Origin of the sequence: Allokutzneria multivorans (assembly GCF_039537405.1) — a bacterium.
Lineage (GTDB): Bacteria > Actinomycetota > Actinomycetes > Mycobacteriales > Pseudonocardiaceae > Allokutzneria > Allokutzneria multivorans.
On record NZ_BAABAL010000017.1, the window covers coordinates 570,764 to 589,138 of the forward strand.

Here is an 18,375-nt window from a genome sequence, read left to right on the forward strand (position 1 = left end):
ATGGAGACATGGCAGACACTCAGGTTTTAGGCCGTTCGGTCGAGCGCTCTGAGGAGATCCTCACCCCGCAGGCGCTCGCCTTCGTCGCAGACCTGAACCGCCGGTTCCGGCCGATCCGAGACCGCCTGCTCGCCCAACGGGCGCAGCGGCGCGCGGAGATCGGCCGGACCGGCAGCCTCGACTTCCCCTCGGAGACGGCCTCGCTGCGCTCCGCCGCGTGGAAGGTGGCCCCCGCGCCCGCCGACCTGGTCGACCGGCGCGTGGAGATCACCGGGCCGACCGAGCGGAAGATGACCATCAACGCGCTCAACTCCGGGGCGCGGGTGTGGCTGGCCGACCTGGAGGACGCCAACACCCCGCACTGGGAGAACGTGATCTCCGGGCAGGTCAACCTGGCCGACGCGGTGCGCAGGAAGATCAGTTACAAGGCGCCCGGCGGCAAGGAGTACCGGCTGCGCGGCGACCGCGTCCCGCTGCCCGCGATCGTCGTGCGCCCGCGCGGCTGGCACCTCGACGAGCCGAACCTGCTCGTCGACGGCCACCCCGCGGTGGGCGCGCTGGTGGACTTCGGCCTGTACTTCTTCCACAACGCGCACGAGCTGCTGCGCCGCGACAGCGGGCCCTACTTCTACCTGCCGAAGATGGAGAACCACTACGAGGCCCGGCTGTGGAACCAGGTCTTCGCGCACGCGCAGGAGTCCCTCGGCGTCGCGCACGGGACCATCCGCGCGACCGTGCTGATCGAGACGATCACGGCCGCGTTCGAGATGGAGGAGATCCTCTACGAGCTGCGCGAGCACGCTTCCGGGCTCAACGCGGGCCGGTGGGACTACCTGTTCAGCGTGATCAAGAACTTCCGCGACGCGGGCGAGAAGTTCGTGCTGCCGGACCGCGCGTCGGTCGGCATGACGGCTCCGTTCATGAGCGCCTACGCCGAACTGCTCGTCGCCACCTGCCACCGCAGGGGCGCGCACGCGATCGGTGGCATGGCCGCGTTCATCCCCAACCGCAGGGACTCCGAGGTGACCTCGCAGGCGCTGGCCAAGGTGCACGAGGACAAGCAGCGCGAGGCGGCTCTCGGCTACGACGGCTCCTGGGTGGCGCACCCCGACCTCGTGCAGGTGTGCCGCGCGGTGTTCGATCCCGTCCTCGGCGACGAGCCCAACCAGCTCGCGAAGCGACCTCGTCTGCGCGCCGATGCCGCGCGGCTGCTCGACGTGGCGTCGACCCCGGGCCGCGTCACCGAGGCCGGTGTTCGCACCAACCTCAGCGTCGGAGTGCGTTATGTGGCTTCGTGGCTGCGTGGAACGGGAGCTGCGGCCATCGACAACCTGATGGAGGACGCGGCCACGGCGGAGATCTCGCGCTCCCAGTTGTGGCAGTGGCTGCGCTACTCCGTGCGCCTCAGCGACGGGCGCCGCGTGACCCCCGAGCTGATCCACTCCCTGCTGTCCGAGCAGCGCGCGGCCATGCGCGCCGAGCTGGGCGACAAGGCCTACGTGTCGGAGCGCTTCGCCGAGGCCGAAGAGCTCTTCGCCCGCCTGGTCCTCGACTCCGAGTTCGCCGACTTCCTCACCGTTCCCGCCCAGGCCCTGATCCGCTGACTTGGCAACGAAAAGGCGCCCCACCGGTGATTTCGGTGGGGCGCCTTCGCGCGTGAACGTCAGGCGACGCCGGAGTCCGAGGTCTGCGGACCCGCGGCCTGGACGTCGTCGATGCGGTACTTGCGCGCCGCCTCGACCACCTTGGACTGCTCGACCTCACCGCGCCGGGCCAGTGCGGCCAGCGTGGCGACCACGATCGACTCGGCGTCCACCAGGAAGTGGCGCCGAGCCGCCGGGCGGGTGTCGGAGAACCCGAAACCGTCGGTGCCGAGGGTGACCATGTCGCTGGGCACGTACGGCCGGATCAGGTCCGGGACCGCGCGCATCCAGTCCGACACCGCCACGACGGGGCCGGGCGCGTCCGCGAGCACGCGGCTCACGTACGGAACGCGCGGCGGCACGTCGGGCTGCAACAGGTTCTGCTTGTCGATCTCCACGGCCTCGCGGCGCAGCTCCGACCAGGAGGTCGCGGACCAGACGTCGGCCTGCACACCCCACTCCTCGTTGAGCAGCTCCTGCGCCTTGAGCGCCCACGGCATGGCCACACCGGAGGTGAGCACCTGCGCCTTGGGGCCGGAGCCCTCGGGCGCCGCGCGGAACTTGTAGAGGCCCTTGAGCAGGCCGTCCACGTCCAGGTTCTCCGGCTCGGCCGGCTGCACGTACGGGTCGTTGTAGATCGTCAGGTAGTACATGACCGACTCGGCGTTCTCGCCGTACATCCGGCGGAGACCGTCCTTGACGATGTGCGCCACCTCGAACGACCACGACGGGTCGTAGGCGATGACCGCGGGGTTGGTGTGCGCCAACAGGATCGAGTGGCCGTCGTTGTGCTGGAGGCCCTCGCCGGTCAGCGTGGTGCGACCCGCGGTGGCGCCCAGCACGAAGCCGCGCGCCATCTGGTCGGCCGCCGCCCAGAACGCGTCGCCGGTCCGCTGGAACCCGAACATCGAGTAGAAGATGTAGATCGGGATCATCGGTTCGCCGTGCGTGGCGTAGGAGGTGCCCGCCGCGGTGAACGACGCGACCGACCCGGCCTCGTTGATGCCCTCGTGCAGGATCTGGCCCTGCTCGCTCTCCTTGTAGGACAGCATCAGCTTGGCGTCGACCGAGGTGTAGAGCTGGCCGTTCGGGTTGTAGATCTTCTGCGTGGGGAACATCGAGTCCACGCCGAAGGTCCGCGCCTCGTCCGGGATGATCGGCACGATGCGCGGGCCGATCTCCGGGTCCTTGGCCAGGTCCTTGAGCAGCCGGACGAACGCCATCGTGGTGGCGACCTCCTGCTTGCCCGAGCCGCGCTTGAGCACGTCGTAGACCTTGTCGCCGGGCAGCACCAGCGGCGTGCTCTTGACCCGGCGCTCCGGCGAGTACCCGCCGAGCTGGCGGCGCCGCTCCTGCAGGTACTGGATCTCCGGGGCGTCGTCGCCGGGGTGGTAGTACGGCGGCAGGTACGGGTCGCGCTCCAGCTCCTCGTCGGTGATCGGGATGCGCTGGAGGTCGCGGAAGAGCTTCAGGTCGTTGAGCTTCTTCATCTGGTGCGTGGCGTTGCGCGCCTCGAACTGCGGGCCGAGCCCGTAGCCCTTGATCGTCTTCGCCAGGATCACCGTGGGCTGGCCGTTGCCCTCGGTGGCCGCCTTGTAGGCCGCGTAGACCTTGCGGTAGTCGTGGCCGCCGCGCTTGAGGTTCCAGATCTCCTCGTCGGTCAGCGGCTGCACCAGCTCCTTGGTGCGCGGGTCGCGACCGAAGAAGTGCTCGCGCACGTAGGCGCCGTCGTTGGCCTTGTAGGTCTGGTAGTCCCCGTCAGGGGTGGTGTTCATCAGGTTGACCAGCGCGCCCTGCTTGTCGGCGTGCAGCAGCGAGTCCCACTCGCGGCCCCAGATCACCTTGATGACGTTCCAGCCGGCGCCGCGGAAGAACGACTCCAGCTCCTGGATGATCTTGCCGTTGCCGCGCACCGGACCGTCGAGCCGCTGCAGGTTGCAGTTGATCACGAAGGTCAGGTTGTCCAGGCCCTCGGCCGCGGCGACGTGCACCAGGCCGCGCGACTCCGGCTCGTCCATCTCGCCGTCGCCGAGGAAGGCCCACACCCGCTGCTGCGAGGTGTCCTTGATGCCGCGGTTGTGCAGGTAGCGGTTGAACCGCGCCTGGTAGATGGCGTTCATCGGGCCGAGGCCCATGGACACCGTCGGGAACTCCCAGAAGTCCTGCATCAGCCTGGGGTGCGGGTAGGACGGCAGCCCGTTGCCCGCCCCGCCGTGGGAGAACTCCTGCCGGAAGCCGTCCAGCTGCTCCGCGGACAGGCGGCCCTCCAGGAACGCCCTGGCGTAGATGCCGGGGGAGGCGTGGCCCTGGATGAAGACCTGGTCGCCGCCACCCGGGTGATCCTTGCCACGGAAGAACCAGTTGAAGCCGACCTCGTAGAGCGCGGCGGAGGAGCCGTAGGTGGAGATGTGCCCGCCGACGCCGACACCGGGGCGCTGCGCCCGGTGCACCATGATCGCGGCGTTCCAGCGGATCCACGCCCGGTAGCGGCGCTCGGTCTCCTCATCGCCCGGGAACCACGGCTCGCGCTCGGTCGGGATGGTGTTGACGTAGTCCGTGCTCGTCAGCGACGGGATGCCGACGTGGTTCTCCCGCGCCCGCTCCAGCAGGCGCAGCATCAGGTACCGCGCACGCTGCTGACCTGCGCCTTCGAGGACTGAGTCGAAGGACTCAAGCCACTCGGCGGTCTCCTCCGAGTCGATGTCCGGGAGGTGTGCGGCCAGTCCGTCGCGGATGACGCGCACCCGCTCGGGGGCGCCCACCCCGGAGGGGCCGGTGTTGTGCGGGGCCAAGGGTTCTCCTCGCCTGCTGCTCGTGGTGTTCTCTCGATCCTGGTGGTTACCCGCCCATCCTCCCCCACGCTCGCGTGTGCGCGCACGCGTGGGAGTGCTACCCGCCGGTAACTGTCAATCAACCGATCGAGGCATGCCAGTGCACAACAGTTACGGCGTGTCCCGGTGTGGGCGGTTGCGGAACCGGGCATCTCCAGTGTTCGCTAACCGCGACCGATTTCACATCGAGGAGCGGCGGTCCACCAGGGGTCGCCGCCTCGGCGTAGTTGGAGGAGTGAGAAGCCGTGGTCGCCGCGGAAGACGCCGGCAAGGTCGGTGTCGCCGAGAAGCTCGGTATCGAACCGAGCACTGTCGTCCAGGAGTTCGGCTGGGACGAGGACGTCGACGACGACCTCAGGGCCGCCGTCGAGGAGCGTTGCGGGAGCGAGCTGCTCGACGAGGACGCGCAGGAGGTGGTCGACGTCGTGTTGCTGTGGTGGCGAGAGGACGACGGTGACCTCACCGACGATCTGGTCGACGCCATGAGCCCACTGGCCGACGAGGGCGTGATCTGGCTGCTCACACCGAAGCAGGGCAGGGACGGCCACGTCGAGCCCGCCGACATCGCGGAGGCGGCGCAGACGGCAGGGCTGTCCCAGACCTCGAACATCAGCGCGGCAGAGGACTGGCTGGGCAGCCGCCTGGTCACCTCGCGCTCGGCCAAGTCCAAGCGCTGAGACGGATCTCCACTGGGGCTAGGCTGCACGCAGCACCAGAGCGCGCAGCCTAGACCCTGGAGAGTGCCCGAGATGTCGCTTGAGGTCGGTACCGAGGCCCCGGACTTCACGCTGCCCGACGTGAACAAGGAGCAGGTCAGCCTGTCCTCGTTCCGTGGCGGGAAGAACGTTCTGCTCGTCTTCTACCCGTTCGCCTTCAGCGGGATCTGCACCGGCGAGCTGTGCCAGGTGCGCGACGAGCTGGCGGACTACCAGAACGACGACGTGCAGGTCCTCGGCGTGTCCGTGGACACCCCGTTCTCGCTGAAGGCGTGGGCGGAGAAGGAGGGCTACACCTTCCCGCTGCTGTCGGACTTCTGGCCGCACGGCGAGGTCGCCAAGGCCTACGGCGTGTTCAACGAGGGCGCCGGGTTCGCGGTGCGCGGCACCTTCCTGATCGACAAGCAGGGCGTCGTCCGCTTCGCCGAGGTCAACGCGCCCGGCGAGGCCCGCGACCAGTCCGGCTGGAAGCAGGCCGTCAAGGCGCTCGTCACCGCCTAGTACTCTCGCCTGCGGCGGCCTGTTCTGGCCGCCGCAGGTCGGGGCGCATAGCTCAGTGGGAGAGCACTCGCCTTACAAGCGAGGGGTCGTAGGTTCGAAACCTACTGTGCCCACCGATTTCGCCGACGCGGTCCGTGTGGTCACGGGCCGCGTCGGCCTTTTAGTCACTGCTTGGTGAACGTGCAGCCGGAGATCTTGACGTACTCGCCCTTTTTCGCGGTGAACCGGGATTTGCCCTGGCTGATGTTGTTCGCGATGATCGAGCCGAGTTCTCCGGAATCGTTGCGCATTCGCGCCCAGTAGCACATCGTGCTTCCGCCGTCGGACACGTAGGAGCCAGCGTCGATGTCGTCGCCGACCTTGTAGGTGCCCGCGCCCCAGGTCTGCTGCTGGACTGGTGCTTCCGTTGGGGTGACGGGAGCCTGCGTGGTCGTCGGGGTGACGGTGACGTACTGGGTCTGCGTCTGCGTGTACGTCGTGACCGAGGTGGTCGGTGCCGCGACGGGTGCTTGATCCTGCTTTCCGATGGCCGACCCCATACCGATCAGCAGCAGTCCCGCGAGCACGCCTCCGCCGATCTTCATCGCCTTGTTCATCGCGACCCCCTCGAAGAAATCGTTGAATTGTTTACCTCTTCGCTGGGGCGGGTCGATGTGTTTCCCGTTTTTCGTGCGACCACCTTTTCGGTGGACAAGTGCGTCTTGAGATGTTTTTGGATGCCGAATCGCGATCTGTGCCGTCTACGGCGAGGTCGTCGCGACCGGGGTAGGTTTCGGGGTAACCGGAAACAGGGGAAGTGAGATCGTGGTCCGCCTCGTGCTGATGCGCCTGGACCATCTGGCCGGAGTCCTGGCCCTGGGCAACAGAGTCTTCGATGTCACGGCGATGCCCTACACCTCGTGGTCGCTGTCGAGCGTGGCCGTTCACCTCGACGCGCAGCCGCTGGCCTGCTGGGTTGCGGAGAGCGATGAGGAGGTCGTCGGCTTCGTGCTCGGTTCGATGTCCTACGACGAGCGCGAGGACTGGGGCTACCTGGAGTGGATCGCGGTCGATCCGGCGCACCAGGGGCAGGGCCTGGCGGGGAAGTTGCTCGACGCGTGCTGCGGGGCGCTGTTCGCCGAGGGGGCGACGCGCATCGTGACGGACGTGGAGGCGAGCAACGTGGCCTCGGCGACCTTGATGCAGCGCAACGGTTTCAGTGATCGGGTGACCGTGACGCTGTTCGTGCGGCACGCGGAGCCGACGGGCGCGGTGCCTGGCAAGGCGCACCGCTCGACGAAGCAGCCGAGCGATCCGGCCAAGGCCCGGTTGCGCCGCGCGGCCCGCTCGGACCCCTGAGGTTCGCCGCGCTTCACCTCTTGGCGCCGCCTTCAACGCGCACACCTGCCGCAGCCGCAGGGTTTGCGGCACTTGAAGACCTCCGCCGCGAGGGTTCGCAGGTCTTCAAGTACCGCAGACCCCGGCTGTGGCGGTCTTCAACCGTGGCCTACCTGGCGTGGCGCTGGGGTTTGTGGGTCTTCAAGCACCCCGGACCGTCGGCGTGGCGGTCTCCAACGGTGGCCCACCCGGCGCGACGGCGGTGTTTGGGGCGGCGGTGATTGGAGCGCGTCGGTCCACTGGCGCGTCGGCTCGGTGGTCTTGGGGTGGTGATGTGGCCGGGTTTGTGGTGGTTGGAGACCGCTGCGGCGGGGGTTTGTGGGTCTTGAAGACTGTGGAACCTCGGGTGGGCCTGGGTGGCGGTGAACCCAATGCGGCATTGGTTACGTCTGGCGAAACAAATGCCACATTGGGTACGTCGCACGGTCGGGTGGGCGGGGTGGGTTCTGGCGGTGTGGGGGGTGGGGGCGGCATTGTGGGGGGATGACGTGGATGTTGTACGGCGCCAACGGGTACACGGGTCGCCTCGTCGCGAAGCTGGCGGTGGAGCGCGGAGAGCGGCCGACGCTGGCGGGGCGTTCGCGTGAGCGGGTGGCGCCGTTGGCGGCGGAGCTGGATTTGCCGTACCGGATCTTCGACCTGGCGGACGAGGACGCGACGCGCGCGGCGTTGAGCCAGGTGGACACGGTGGCGCACTGCGCGGGGCCGTTCACGGCGACGGCGGTGCCGATGGTGGCGGCGTGCGTGGACGCGCGGACGAACTACCTGGACGTGACGGGTGAGATCGCGGTCTTCGAGGACGTCTTCGGCTACCACGACGCGGCGGCGGACGCGGGGATCGTGCTGTTGCCGGGCAGCGGGTTCGACGTGGTGCCGACGGACTGCCTGGCGGCGCTGCTGGCGGCGGAGATGCCGGGAGCACGCCGGCTGGAGCTGGCGTTGTCGATCACCGGAGGCGCGAGCCCGGGCACGTTGAAGTCGGCGATCGGCTCGGCAGGGCAGGGCACGTTCGTGCGCGCGGCGGGCGGACTGCGGCGCATCCGCTCGGGACACCACGTCGAGGTGCCGTTCCCGTCGGGGACCGCGTCGGCGATGCCGATCCCGTGGGGCGACCTGGTGACGGCGCACCGCTCGACGGGGATCGAGGAGATCGCGACCTACTTCCGCGTGCCCAAGATGCCCGCGTTCGCACAGGATCTGGGCACCGCGATGCTGAAGCTGCCTGCGGCACAACAGATCGCGGCCGCGCTGGTGGAACGGTTCGTGCCGGGGCCCTCAGAGAAGACGTTGGGGCGCAGCCGTTCCGAGCTGTGGGGCCGCGTCACGGGCGCTGACGGCGAGACGATCTCGGCCACGCTGACCGGGCCGGGGCCGTACCCGATGACGGCCGACGCGGTCGTGCGCGCGGTGCACCGCCTGGAGTCCGGAGTCGTGCGGCCGGGAGCGCACACGCCCTCATCGGCCTTCGGAGCCGACTTCGTCCGCGAGCTCGACGGAGTCCAGGTGAGCGTCGCGCCCAGCTTTCTCTAGGGCTCGCGGAGCACGGGGACGCGGGCGGTGGTGAGCCAGCCGCCGTTCTCGCGGGGGCCTGCGGAGAACGAGCCGCCGAACACCGCGACGCGCTCGCGCATGCCGACCAGGCCGTGACCGCTGCCGGGCTGCCGAGGGGCGAGGTCGACGCCGCCGGTGTCGGACACGACGACCTCGGCGCCGGAGTCGTCGAGCCGGACCTCCACCCGCACGGCCGAGCAGCCGTCGGCGTGCTTCATGGTGTTGGTCAGCGCCTCCTGGACGATGCGGTACACCGCGACCTGCGCGCTCGCGGGCATGCGGTCGGGGTGGCCCTCCAACGCGTAGGTGACGGGCAGGCCCGCCGCCCGCGTCTGCTCGACGAGCTCGCCGAGCGCGGAGATCCCGGGCTGCGGGAACTCCTCAGCCAGCTGGTGCTCCGCGCGCAGCACGCCGAGCACCCGCCGGAGTTCGCCGAGCGCTCCGCGACCGGTGCTGGACACGGCTTCCATCGCGCCGAGCGCCTTCTGCGGGTCGACGCGGGCCACGCTCGTCGCGCCGTCGGCGAGGGAGATCATCACGCCGAGGCTGTGCGCCACGATGTCGTGGATCTCCCGCGCGATGCGGGTGCGCTCCGCCGCAACGGCCAGCTCGGCCTGACGTGCTTCGCGCTCGCGCGTGGAAGCCCGGTAAGCGCGCTGGTTGCGCAAGGTCAACCCGATCAGCCCAGCCATCGTGGCCATGCCGACCGGAGGAATGCCCAGGAAACGTGGAACAACGACGCCGAAGAGCGACTGCACCAGAATCCCGGCGACGACCACCGCCGTGGCCGCGTACGCCTCGCGGGACGGGCGGCGCAGCATGACGCTGTAGTACGCGAAGTACACCGCCAGCTCGCCGACCACGCTGACACCGAGCGCCCACTGCGAGCCGACGAGCACGACGAGCGCCGCGAAAACGGTGACCGGGGCCTTGCGCCACCACAGCAGCGGCAGCACCAAGGCGACCTGGAAGATCCACGGCAGCGCCGCCGTGCCGTACTTCGCCGCGGTCGCCGGAACGCCGATCACGGTGAGCAGCACGGGCGCCAGCACGTCCAACGCGAGCGGGTGGCGCGCGAGAACCCGGCGCACGCGGTTCACGAGCACACTGGACCTCCCCTGTCCCGGTACGTGTTACCAGAAGATCATTTCAGGGGGTAGTGCCAGGCGCGGTCCTCTCGCAGAGCGAAAAGCGTCGGCGCGCCAGGAGAACCCGGCGCGCCGACGGTGAACCAGAGTTCAGTCCATAGTGGACATATGGGGGAACAGGGCTACTTGTACGGGGCCGCCGCCTTGCCCGCCGCGTACATCAGCGCGGGCTTGATCTTCGGCCAGTGCGTGCTGTCCTGGCAGGAGTACTGCGGCAGGAAGCCGCTGCACGCGCCGGAACGCGCGCCGATCTCGAAGGTGTAGCCGGGGACGCCCAGCTTGTCGTACACCCAGTCGTCGGTGCCGCCGGAGGCCGCGTAGCCGACGACCTCGGGCGCGGTGCCGTAGGTGTAGCCGGTGATGCCCGCCATGTCCTTGGCCATCGCGCGGATCTTGGCGTCGTTGCCGGTCTTGGCGCCCGACTTGTGGCTCCACGGGAAGATGATCCCGTTGGTGTAGCTGTGCAGGGTGATCATCAAGCCCTTGGTGTCCGCGGACGCAGCGGTGTTGTCACCGTCGCCACGGGTGTCCGGGAAGATCTTGCCGAGCAGACCTTCCAGCGCCTTCGTCTCCACCTCGGAGGACGCGCCGGGGCCCCGGTAGATCTCGCTGCACGGGTCGGTGGAGGTGCCGCTGCCGCCGTAGTGCGTGTTGGAGTTGCGGTTCAGGTCGACGCCGGTCTGCCCGCCCCAGCCGCACGACGCGCCGTTGGAGTCGTTGCCGTTCTTGCGGTGCAGCTTCGGCGAGTTCCCGCCCTGCTGCACGATCTCCACGCCGTCGGGGTTCGTGATCGGCACGACCCACATCTCTGTGGAGTCCATGAGCTTGGTGACTTCGGCGTCCTTGCCGTAGTTCGCCGTGAGGTGGTCGATCCAGCGCCACGCCATGTCACCGGTGGTGATCTCGCGCGCGTGGATCTGCGCCATCAGGAAGAAACGAGGCTTGGCGGAGTTCGGCTTCTGCTCGCAGTCGCCCGCGTTCTTCTTGGTCAGGCAGATCGCGCGCAGGTCGTAGCCGCCCTTGCCGGTGGACTTGCGCCACGACTGCCCGTACGTCACCAGGCTGCTCAGCGCGGGGAAGTCCGTGGCGACCTTGTCCAGGTGCGCGTGCTGGGCGCGCACCGTGCGGTAGCCGCCGTAGAAGGTCTCGTCGGCGTCCGCGCGAGTGACCGGGCCCGCGTCGCGCTGGGCCTTCGGCGGCGCCCACTTCGGCGCGGGCATCACGGACTCGACGGTCGTGGCGAAGCCGGCGGCGCGGATGCGCTCGCCCTCGGCCCTGTCGCCGAGGACGAACAGGTCGTCCCCGTCGCGCTCCTCCAGCACGTCGGAGCCGAGGCCGAGCAGCCGCTCGGAATCCTTGACCGCCTGCTTCACGCGGTAGACGTACTGCTCCTGTGGCTGTTGGGCCACCTGAGTCTGGCTGTCGGTCTGCGCGACCGGCACCGTTCCGGTGTTCTGCGCCAGCAGCGCGCCGGTGACGGCGAGCGCGACGGCTATGCCCAGGATCGGGACACGGGACATGCTCTGTCCTTCCGCAGGGGGTAAGGCTTGCAGCGACGTTAAGCCGAACGGCGCACCGTCGCTAACCCTCCGAAAGAACCCTCTGTTTCACGGTTTTTGTGAAATCAGACGTCCTCGCGGTCCAGCGAACTCCCGTCCCAGGTCGTGTGCGTGCACGCGACACCGCCGCCGTTCTTCGGCCGCAGCACGTCGAAGATGTGCATGCGCGGGATCTTCGGCGACACGCCCCAACCACTGGGCCAGGTGATGATCCAGTCCATGTCCAGGTCGACCAGCAGCCCGAGCATCCTGGCGATAGTCGGATCGTCAAGCCGTTCAAATGCTTCGTCCAACAGCACGAGGCGAAGCGGCCCTGTGCCAATGCTCGATCCCGCAAGCGGATCTTCGGCCGCGCCCGCAGCGACACCAGTGCCAACAGCGTCGTAAAACGAAGCAGCAGCGGCGAAAAGGGTCACATAGGACACAAGGCGCGTTTCGCCCGAAGACAGCTGGCGGAGCCTGCGCACGCGCGGCTTGCTGTCCGGACCGTTGTCGCGGACCCGCACGGTGAAGGAGTACCAGGTGCGATAGTCCAGCGCCCGAGCCAAGATCTCCGCGTAGCCGCTGGAGTGCGCGTCCCGTTCGGACTCGATGCGCTCGGTGAAAGCCCTGCGCAGCAACGCGTCCTGCTCCTGGTCGCGGTCGGCGAACGGGGTGCGGACCAGTTCCAGCGCGTCCTTGGTGTCGGGGTCCAGCGCCGCCGACGGACGCCATTCGAGCTGCACGTGCACGCCCTGGCTGGAGCGCGCCTGGTCGAGCACCTCGTTCATCCGCTTGCACAGGTCCTCGGCGACACCGATCTGCGTGCGCAGACGCTCGGCGAGGTCGCGCATCAGGTAGTCGGAGAAGATGTCCTGGTAGCGCTCGCCGAGGTAGCCGCGCTGCTCCCCGAGCTTGGACGCCACGCGCGCCGCCGCGTCGGCGACCGGGCGCGGCCCCTCCTCGGAGGTCACGGTCACGGTGAGCACGTCCGCGACGGTCTCGGCGGTGATGTTGTGGCTGCCCGCCAAGGACGACTGGAGCGCCTGGAGCTTGCCGATCACGGTGCCTTCGCTGACCGGCCGCTTGTCCGGAGCCTCGCGCAGCGCCTCGAACGCGGCGCTCAGGTCCTCCAGTGACGGCTCCTCGGCGTCGGGCAGCGCGGCGGCCCACACGCCCGGCGCGGTGAGCAGCGCGCGGAACGCCTCGTTGGCGCGCTCGCGCTCGGCCTCTGTGCCGGATCGTTGCTGCTGCTTGGTTTCCAGCAGCGTCTCGACCTTCGTGGCCTCCTCGCGCACCGCGATCACCCGCTCGCGCGCGGCCGGGAGGTCCTTGCGCGCCTGGCGGTGCTCGCGCTCGACCTCGGTCAGCTGCGCGGCAATCTGCTGCGCCTCCCCGCCGATCGAGCTGGTCAGCTCTTCGAGCGCCCTGGCCTGCTCGCCGTACTCGGTGCAGCGCAGCTCCGCTTCGGCCTCGGCCTCCTCGCGGTCGCTCAGCGCCGCGTGGTGGTTGTGCAGCGCGTCGGCCAGCTGGTTCACCGTGCCCGCGCACCGCTCGACCAGCGATTCCCGGAGCTGCTCAACGGTTCCGCGCGCCTGCTCGGCCGCTCGGTAAGCCTGCTCCAGCGCGGCGGTCTCGTCGGAGAGCCCCGCCTCGGTCGCGGCCTGCGTCAGCTCAGTTCTCGTTGCCTGCCAACGCAGATCGGCTTCCTGGTGCTGCTCGCGCAGCGCCCGCGCACGCTGCTCGGCTTCCGCCGACGCCTCCTGCGCGCTGGCCAGCCGCGCGTGCGCGGTGATCAGGTCGCCGTCGTCGGGGAACGCGGCGAGGTGCTTTTCCCACGCCTTCACGTGCTGGCGCGCGGTTTCCACGGCCTGCTGCGCCTCGGCCCGCAGGCCTCGGAGCTGGTCCAGTTCTTCTTCCAGCTCGGCGATCCGCCGCCCCTGCGCGGCTTTGCGGGCTCCGGCGCCCAAGTACTCCGCCGCGTCCTTGTGCCAGGAGCCGGAAAGCGTTCCGGCGCGCCAGGTGCCGTCCGTGGAGACGGCGGTCGCAGCAGTGCCGGACGGCTCGATCGACACCGACTCCAGCAGGCGTTCGATCATCTCCGTCGGCACCGGGCACCCCGGCTCCGGCGCGGGGGTCAGCACCTCGGCGAGCGTGCGGCCGGGGAGCTGTTCCCCAGGGCTGGCAATGACATCCGCCTCGCCAGCGCCCGCGATCCGACCGTCCGCGTGCACCCACGCGGCGAGCAGGCCGCTGGACTGCAAGGCGGCTTCGAGGCCCGCGCGCTCAGCGGGGGAGAGGACCTGGCGGAAGTCCACCAAGCGGTAGAACTCCGCTCCAGCACCGGAATCGCGCTCGGTCAGCGTGCTTCGCGGTGGCACCGGCTCCTGGCCTTGGCGCAGGCCGCGCAGTTCGGTGTCGCGCTCGCCGATCGAGCCGCGCAGTTCACTCAGCCGCTGTTCGGCGTTGAGCACGTGCTGGCTCGCGGTGTGCAGGTGCGGACCCGCCCACTTGCGGATCTCCTGCGTCGCCCTGCGCCCGGCCGCGCTCTCCGCGACGAGCAGTTCCGGTCGCGGCAGGTGCGGAAGCTGAGTGATGTCCAAAGTGGACAGAGGGCCGTCCTGGGACCAGCGCTGCGCGGCCTCCGACCAGTCCTGCGCGGCCACTTCGACGCGCTGACCGGCCTCGTTGCGCCGCCCAGCCGACTCGGTCGCCGCGATCATCGCGTCCCGCGCCGTGCGGTGCAGCTGCTCCACGCGGTCCCGCGCGCGGTCGGACTCCAGGGCACGCTGGTGCAGCGTCAGCGTGAGCGCACTCCGTTGCCGCACAACGGCTGCGGCCTCTTCGGCGCGCTCACCGGCTTCGCGCAGCCCGGTCAGCAACGCGTCCGGGCTCAGCGACGGCAGTTCCCTGCGCTCGATCGGCAGCGCCTCAGCGTCGGGGTCCGGCTTCGCCCGCACGCGTGCCGTGACGACCTCAACGGCCGCAGGCGGAGCCTCGGGGGCCTGCACGGTCAGCGTCCGCTCCAGGCCCGCCGACGCCAGCAGTTGGCCCGCCTGCTCGGCGAGCCCGCCCGCCGCGGCGGTGTCCCGCTCCAGGCGCTCCAGGCTGCCCAGCACCGCGTCCACCGCGCGATCCTCTTGCGCGCGTTGGCGATTCGCGACCTCAAGTGCGCTCTCCGCACCCTTGCGCGAGGTCGCGACCAGGCGTTCGCGGTCCTGGAGGTCACGCAGCCCCTGGTATGCGGGCAGTGCCTTCAGCGCCTCGATGCGAACCTCTAGCTCGCTCTCGGTCTCCTCCAGCTCAGCGACCTTGGCCTCTGCCTCGGAGCGGTCCGAAGCGGAGGAGATCTTCCTGCGCTCCAAGCGGTTCAGCTCGGACAGCAGCGAGGTGAGCTTGCGCTGCGCGACCTCGGCCTGCTCGGCGGCCTTGCGCACCTCGGTCAGCGCGTAGCCGGAGTAGGAGTTGAGGAACGTGCCGAGCGCGGAGTCCGCGGTGCTCAGCCGGACGATGTTCTCCCGGATCGACTCCAGGTCGTCGAAGGAGGTGGCCAGCCGCTCGATCAGCGCGGTCTCCAACGGCGGCAACGCGTCGGAGAGGATCTGTTCGAGCTGACCCTCCAACACCTTCAGGCCGACGTCGGGGTTGCGCAGCGTGCGCTGGAGGTGCAGCAGGTCGGAGTAGCGGTCGGCCGGAACGCCGTACACGGTCTCGGCGATCTTCGCGCGGAAGGACGCCTCCTCCAGCACGCAGTCCGCGCCGATCACCTCGCGCAGCTGCGCCGGGCCGAGCGGAACCCGTTCCGCCCCGACGAGCTGCAGGTTGCGGCCGACGCGCGCGGAGGTGATGAAGCGCCACGAGTCGGTGACCTGCTGCGAGGTCTTCGACGCCTTCACACCGATGCCGCAGGTCAGGTACTCGCCCTCCCCGCGCTCCAGCTCCACCCACGCGTAGCCGATCCGGTTCGGGCCGCCGGTGTAGTCGTCGAGCATGAGGCGCCGGATGCTGACCGTGTCGAAGCCCTTGGAGCCCATCTGCCGCAGCTCACCGTCCAGGCACAGCGGCAGCAGCAGCTCCAACGTCCGGGACTTGCCGGAACCGTTGGTGCCCTGGAAGATCACCCGGCCGCCGGAGAAGTCGAACTCCTGCTCGGCGTACTGCCAGATGTTGACGATGCCACCACGGTTGAGCCGCCAGCGGTTCACGTGCTCTCCTCATCAAAAAGCGACCAGCTTGGCGTCTGGACAACGGGTTCGGGGGTTTCCTCGACGCTCTCACGCCCAGGGGAAGCGTCGGGGTCGGGGACCCAGCGGTGCGCGGCCGGGCTGATCAACCACGTGCCCTCGTCCTGCTGCACGGCCAGGCTCAGCGCCGCCAGCAGCTCAAGGACTCCGTCGACCAGCTCGTCCACGTCCTCGGTCGCCTGCTTGGACCACGCCGACGGGTAGGACTCGACCAGCTCGGCGCAGACCTCGCGCACGCGCAGCCTGCTCACCTCGGTGCGACCGTCCGCGCGAGGTTCCTCTTCCTGGTGCAGCAGCTCGGGAAGCGACAGCAGCGCGACTCGGGCGACGGTGCCCATGCCGGGGAATCCGAGGTCTGTCAGGTATTCCTCGGGATCGGTCACCGCGACGCCCTCAAGGCGGACCTCGGCGACCAGCCCGAAACAGCGCTCCAGCAACAGCGACTCGCGCTTGTGATTGCGCTGCAACCAGACCCGCTGCGCCTCGGGCAGATCCGCGTGCAGCACAACTGGATCTTCGACGAGCCTGCGCCGCACCGCGTGCTCGACGCCGCGTTCTCCGCCGACCATGCCGGTGCTCGCCGAAGCCGTGATCAGCTCGTCCGGCGTCTCGACCTCGCCGACCGGCCCGGCGAGCAGGTGCCCGAGCAGGTCGGTGTCCACGGTGATCAGCGCTTCGCTCGGAGCTTCACCGGTCCACGGCGCCACCGAACCCTCGGTCTCGGTGATCACGCCGAGCGCGACGAGGTGGCGCAGCGCGGCCGTGAGCGCGCGCCGGTCGGGAAGGCCGTCGGAGACCTCGATCCCGGCCTCAACGGCAGCCGCGCGGACTTCGGCGACGAGCCGCGACAGCAGCACCTGGCGGCCGACGCCGATCAGCGCGGCCATGCTCAGCGCGAGGTAGGCGTAGCCGCGCGGGGTCAGCGACTGCTCGCCGCGAGTGACCTGCGGGCCGGGGCCCGACTTGTACAGGCGAGCGAATTTCCGTTGCACCACAAGGCGATAGCCCAGCAGCGACGAGAACAGCTCCTGCAACGCGACGCGGTGCCGGAAGACCAGCGGGAGGAGGTCGCCGTCGTGGCTGTCCACTCGCAACAATGGACGGCGGAGCAGGGTCCGCGCGCACCGCACCACGTTCGCGGCGTCGATGTCCGACAGCCCGTCGAGCACCGCGACTGCCGCCGCGGAGCCCCGCTGTCTGGTCGCAGTACTCATGAGGAGCGCACCTCGGGCTGTTCGGTGGTGAGGGCGACGCGCGCGCCGTGCAGCGTGAGGACTCCGCTCACCGTCTTGATGCGGGTCGGCTCCTCCTCGGTGGGCTGGAGCGTCAGGCGCAGCCCGCGCACGGGATCGGCGGCCGAGCCCTGGTCGGTGTCGCGCTCGCGCTGCGCCATCGCCAGCGTCAGCAGCTCGCAGAAGACGCCGAGCGCGTCCGAGGACAGCTCCGTCTCCTCCAACTTCGGCGCCGCCGCCGCGAGCTCGAAGACCGCCGCAGCACGCCGCTGATCGGCCTTTCGTGCTTCTGCCAGAAGGGTTTCCTGCGTGAACGGGTCGTCCAGGATGCGTGACGCGCGACCGCGAGCACCACGATCACCGCGGCTCCGGACGCTGACCGTCACGTCCACGACCGGACCGTCGCGCCAAGGCGTGTGCTCGTCGTCGCCGTCGTGCTCCGGCGCGGGCAGGAGGTGCCGCGAGGAGTAGAGCCCGAAAGCCGCCGCGTAGATCGAATGCGCCTCGGCGGGCTCCGCCCAGTCGAACCAGGAGGCCAGCTCCAGCAGCTCCGAGCGCCTGCCGGGTAGCAGCCCGCCGCCCGCCGTCGCGCGCTTGACGCTGGCCAGCAACGAGCCGATCGCGCGCGCCGTGGCCTCGCGCAGCGCCGTGACCTGGCTCGGCCGCCCCGGGCGGTCCACGAACCAGTCCGTCAGCTCCTGCCAGTCCGTCCGCGACCGGCCCCGCGCGCGCTCGACGGCGCCGCCGAGCTGGTCGTTCGGGCCGAGCAGCCGCAGCAACTCGCTCCGCCCGCGTGCCAAGCCCTTCAGCGAGTCAGCGATGGTCGGGGTGTGCCGGAGCACGTCCTCGACGACCATCTGGATGTACTCGACGAGCAGGTTGCGGAAGCCGGAGATCTCGTCCGGCTCCAGGTTGTGCCTGGTCACGACCTGGCCGAGGTAGGCGTAGAAGTCGCGGACCGTCACGGCCAGCTCGGCGTGCTGGAGGAACAGCGTGGTGACCTGCTCGGCCAGCTCCTCGCGCGCCCGCTTGGCCACCGAGCCACCCTGGCGCTCCGCCGTGATCGCCTTTGACAGCGTGCCGCCGAGCTGGGTGAGACCGCGCTCGATCGCGGGCAGCAGCTCGCGGGAGACCTCGCGCGCGCCCTCGGGCACCCGCAGCAGCTCGTCCACGTCGCGCTGCACGCGCACGGCGAGCTTGTTCACCTGGTAGCGGAAGGCGCCGCGGACGAACTCGGCGATGCTGGAGGCGATCGTTTCCCGCCGCCCCTTGACCAGATTCCCCCAGTCGTGGAGCCGCTTGAGCCGGTCGGCGATCACCTCGGGATCGGACTCGCCCGCCTCGATCGCGCCCTCGCGCTCCAGCGGGGCCAGCGCCGCGGCGACCTCGTTGGGTGAGAGGTCCGGCAGCAGCGTCGCGGTGAACAACCGCATGATGGCCAGGTAGCTGCGGCGATGCTCGGCCGTCAGGTAGGCGTACAGGGCCAGTCGGGGCTCGGCCTCGTGGTCCGCCCCGGCCGCCTCGCCCGCGCGGTCCGGCAAGCTGGTCTCGGTGTCGATCGTTCGCCCCTCGTGCCCGGCACTCACTTCGCCGC

The 18,375-nt window shown here is 69.8% G+C and carries 12 protein-coding genes and 1 tRNA gene; 6 read left to right on the forward strand and 7 right to left on the reverse strand.

The annotated features are described in order from the left end of the window. Window positions 1–8: 8 nt before the first annotated feature. Complete coding sequence (gene aceB / locus ABD798_RS23710; protein ID WP_344878521.1) at window positions 9–1,604, forward strand: malate synthase A; 1,596 nt, start codon at window positions 9–11, stop codon at window positions 1,602–1,604. Window positions 1,605–1,663: 59 nt separating this feature from the next. On the opposite strand, the gene aceE is transcribed toward aceB, so the two are convergent. Further along, window positions 1,664–4,435: a pyruvate dehydrogenase (acetyl-transferring), homodimeric type gene (gene aceE / locus ABD798_RS23715; RefSeq protein ID WP_344878524.1), complete on the reverse strand. Its 2,772-nt coding sequence runs from the start codon at window positions 4,433–4,435 to the stop codon at window positions 1,664–1,666. Window positions 4,436–4,719: 284 nt separating this feature from the next. Between aceE and ABD798_RS23720 the strand changes: the two genes are divergently transcribed. The 3 genes from ABD798_RS23720 (at window position 4,720) to ABD798_RS23730 (ending at window position 5,804) form a co-directional block, all read left to right on the forward strand. Continuing rightward, window positions 4,720–5,151 (forward strand): DUF3052 domain-containing protein, encoded by a 432-nt coding sequence (locus ABD798_RS23720; RefSeq protein WP_344878527.1) that lies wholly within the window; start codon window positions 4,720–4,722, stop codon window positions 5,149–5,151. Window positions 5,152–5,223: 72 nt separating this feature from the next. Continuing rightward, window positions 5,224–5,691 carry a peroxiredoxin gene (locus ABD798_RS23725; protein ID WP_344878530.1) on the forward strand — a complete coding sequence of 156 codons (468 nt, stop codon included), beginning with the start codon at window positions 5,224–5,226 and terminating at the stop codon, window positions 5,689–5,691. Between the two features lie 41 nt (window positions 5,692–5,732). Next, window positions 5,733–5,804 (forward strand) — tRNA-Val (locus tag ABD798_RS23730). A 51-nt stretch (window positions 5,805–5,855) separates the two neighbouring features. Here ABD798_RS23730 and ABD798_RS23735 read toward each other — a convergent pair. Next, window positions 5,856–6,287, reverse strand: a complete 432-nt coding sequence (locus ABD798_RS23735) for an Rv1352/Rv1906c domain-containing protein (RefSeq protein ID WP_344878533.1) — start codon at window positions 6,285–6,287, stop codon at window positions 5,856–5,858. A gap of 208 nt (window positions 6,288–6,495) precedes the next feature. Here ABD798_RS23735 and ABD798_RS23740 point away from each other — a divergent pair, with 208 nt between their 5' ends. Beyond that, window positions 6,496–7,029, forward strand: coding sequence for a GNAT family N-acetyltransferase (locus tag ABD798_RS23740; protein WP_344878536.1), 534 nt, complete (start codon window positions 6,496–6,498; stop codon window positions 7,027–7,029). A gap of 522 nt (window positions 7,030–7,551) precedes the next feature. Continuing rightward, a complete protein-coding gene (locus ABD798_RS23745; protein WP_344878540.1) occupies window positions 7,552–8,598 on the forward strand; it encodes a saccharopine dehydrogenase family protein in 1,047 nt (348 codons plus the stop codon). Here ABD798_RS23745 and ABD798_RS23750 read toward each other — a convergent pair. From ABD798_RS23750 to ABD798_RS23770, 5 genes are all read right to left on the reverse strand, one after another. Next, on the reverse strand, window positions 8,595–9,725 hold the full coding sequence (locus tag ABD798_RS23750) for a sensor histidine kinase (protein WP_344878543.1): 1,131 nt from the start codon (window positions 9,723–9,725) through the stop codon (window positions 8,595–8,597). The two genes, ABD798_RS23745 and ABD798_RS23750, sit on opposite strands and share 4 nt — an antisense overlap. A gap of 164 nt (window positions 9,726–9,889) precedes the next feature. After that, window positions 9,890–11,287: a M14 family zinc carboxypeptidase gene (locus ABD798_RS23755; protein WP_344878546.1), complete on the reverse strand. Its 1,398-nt coding sequence runs from the start codon at window positions 11,285–11,287 to the stop codon at window positions 9,890–9,892. Window positions 11,288–11,391: 104 nt separating this feature from the next. Then, window positions 11,392–15,510 (reverse strand): TIGR02680 family protein, encoded by a 4,119-nt coding sequence (locus tag ABD798_RS23760; RefSeq protein WP_344878549.1) that lies wholly within the window; start codon window positions 15,508–15,510, stop codon window positions 11,392–11,394. After that, complete coding sequence (locus ABD798_RS23765; protein WP_344878552.1) at window positions 15,507–16,763, reverse strand: TIGR02678 family protein; 1,257 nt, start codon at window positions 16,761–16,763, stop codon at window positions 15,507–15,509. Before ABD798_RS23765 ends, ABD798_RS23760 begins: the two co-directional genes overlap by 4 nt. Next, window positions 16,760–18,367 (reverse strand): DUF2397 domain-containing protein, encoded by a 1,608-nt coding sequence (locus ABD798_RS23770; protein ID WP_344878555.1) that lies wholly within the window; start codon window positions 18,365–18,367, stop codon window positions 16,760–16,762. Before ABD798_RS23770 ends, ABD798_RS23765 begins: the two co-directional genes overlap by 4 nt. Between the last annotated feature and the right edge of the window lie 8 nt (window positions 18,368–18,375).

What these genes read in the sequence shown, in the direction of transcription:
- aceB (WP_344878521.1), top strand. Translation starts at nt 9, where the DNA reads ATGGCAGACACTCAGGTTTTAGGCCGTTCGGTCGAGCGCTCTGAGGAG.
- ABD798_RS23725 (WP_344878530.1), top strand. Translation starts at nt 5,224, where the DNA reads ATGTCGCTTGAGGTCGGTACCGAGGCCCCGGACTTCACGCTGCCCGAC.
- ABD798_RS23735 (WP_344878533.1), bottom strand. Translation starts at nt 6,287, where the DNA reads ATGAACAAGGCGATGAAGATCGGCGGAGGCGTGCTCGCGGGACTGCTG.
- ABD798_RS23745 (WP_344878540.1), top strand. Translation starts at nt 7,552, where the DNA reads ATGACGTGGATGTTGTACGGCGCCAACGGGTACACGGGTCGCCTCGTC.
- ABD798_RS23755 (WP_344878546.1), bottom strand. Translation starts at nt 11,287, where the DNA reads ATGTCCCGTGTCCCGATCCTGGGCATAGCCGTCGCGCTCGCCGTCACC.
- ABD798_RS23765 (WP_344878552.1), bottom strand. Translation starts at nt 16,763, where the DNA reads ATGAGTACTGCGACCAGACAGCGGGGCTCCGCGGCGGCAGTCGCGGTG.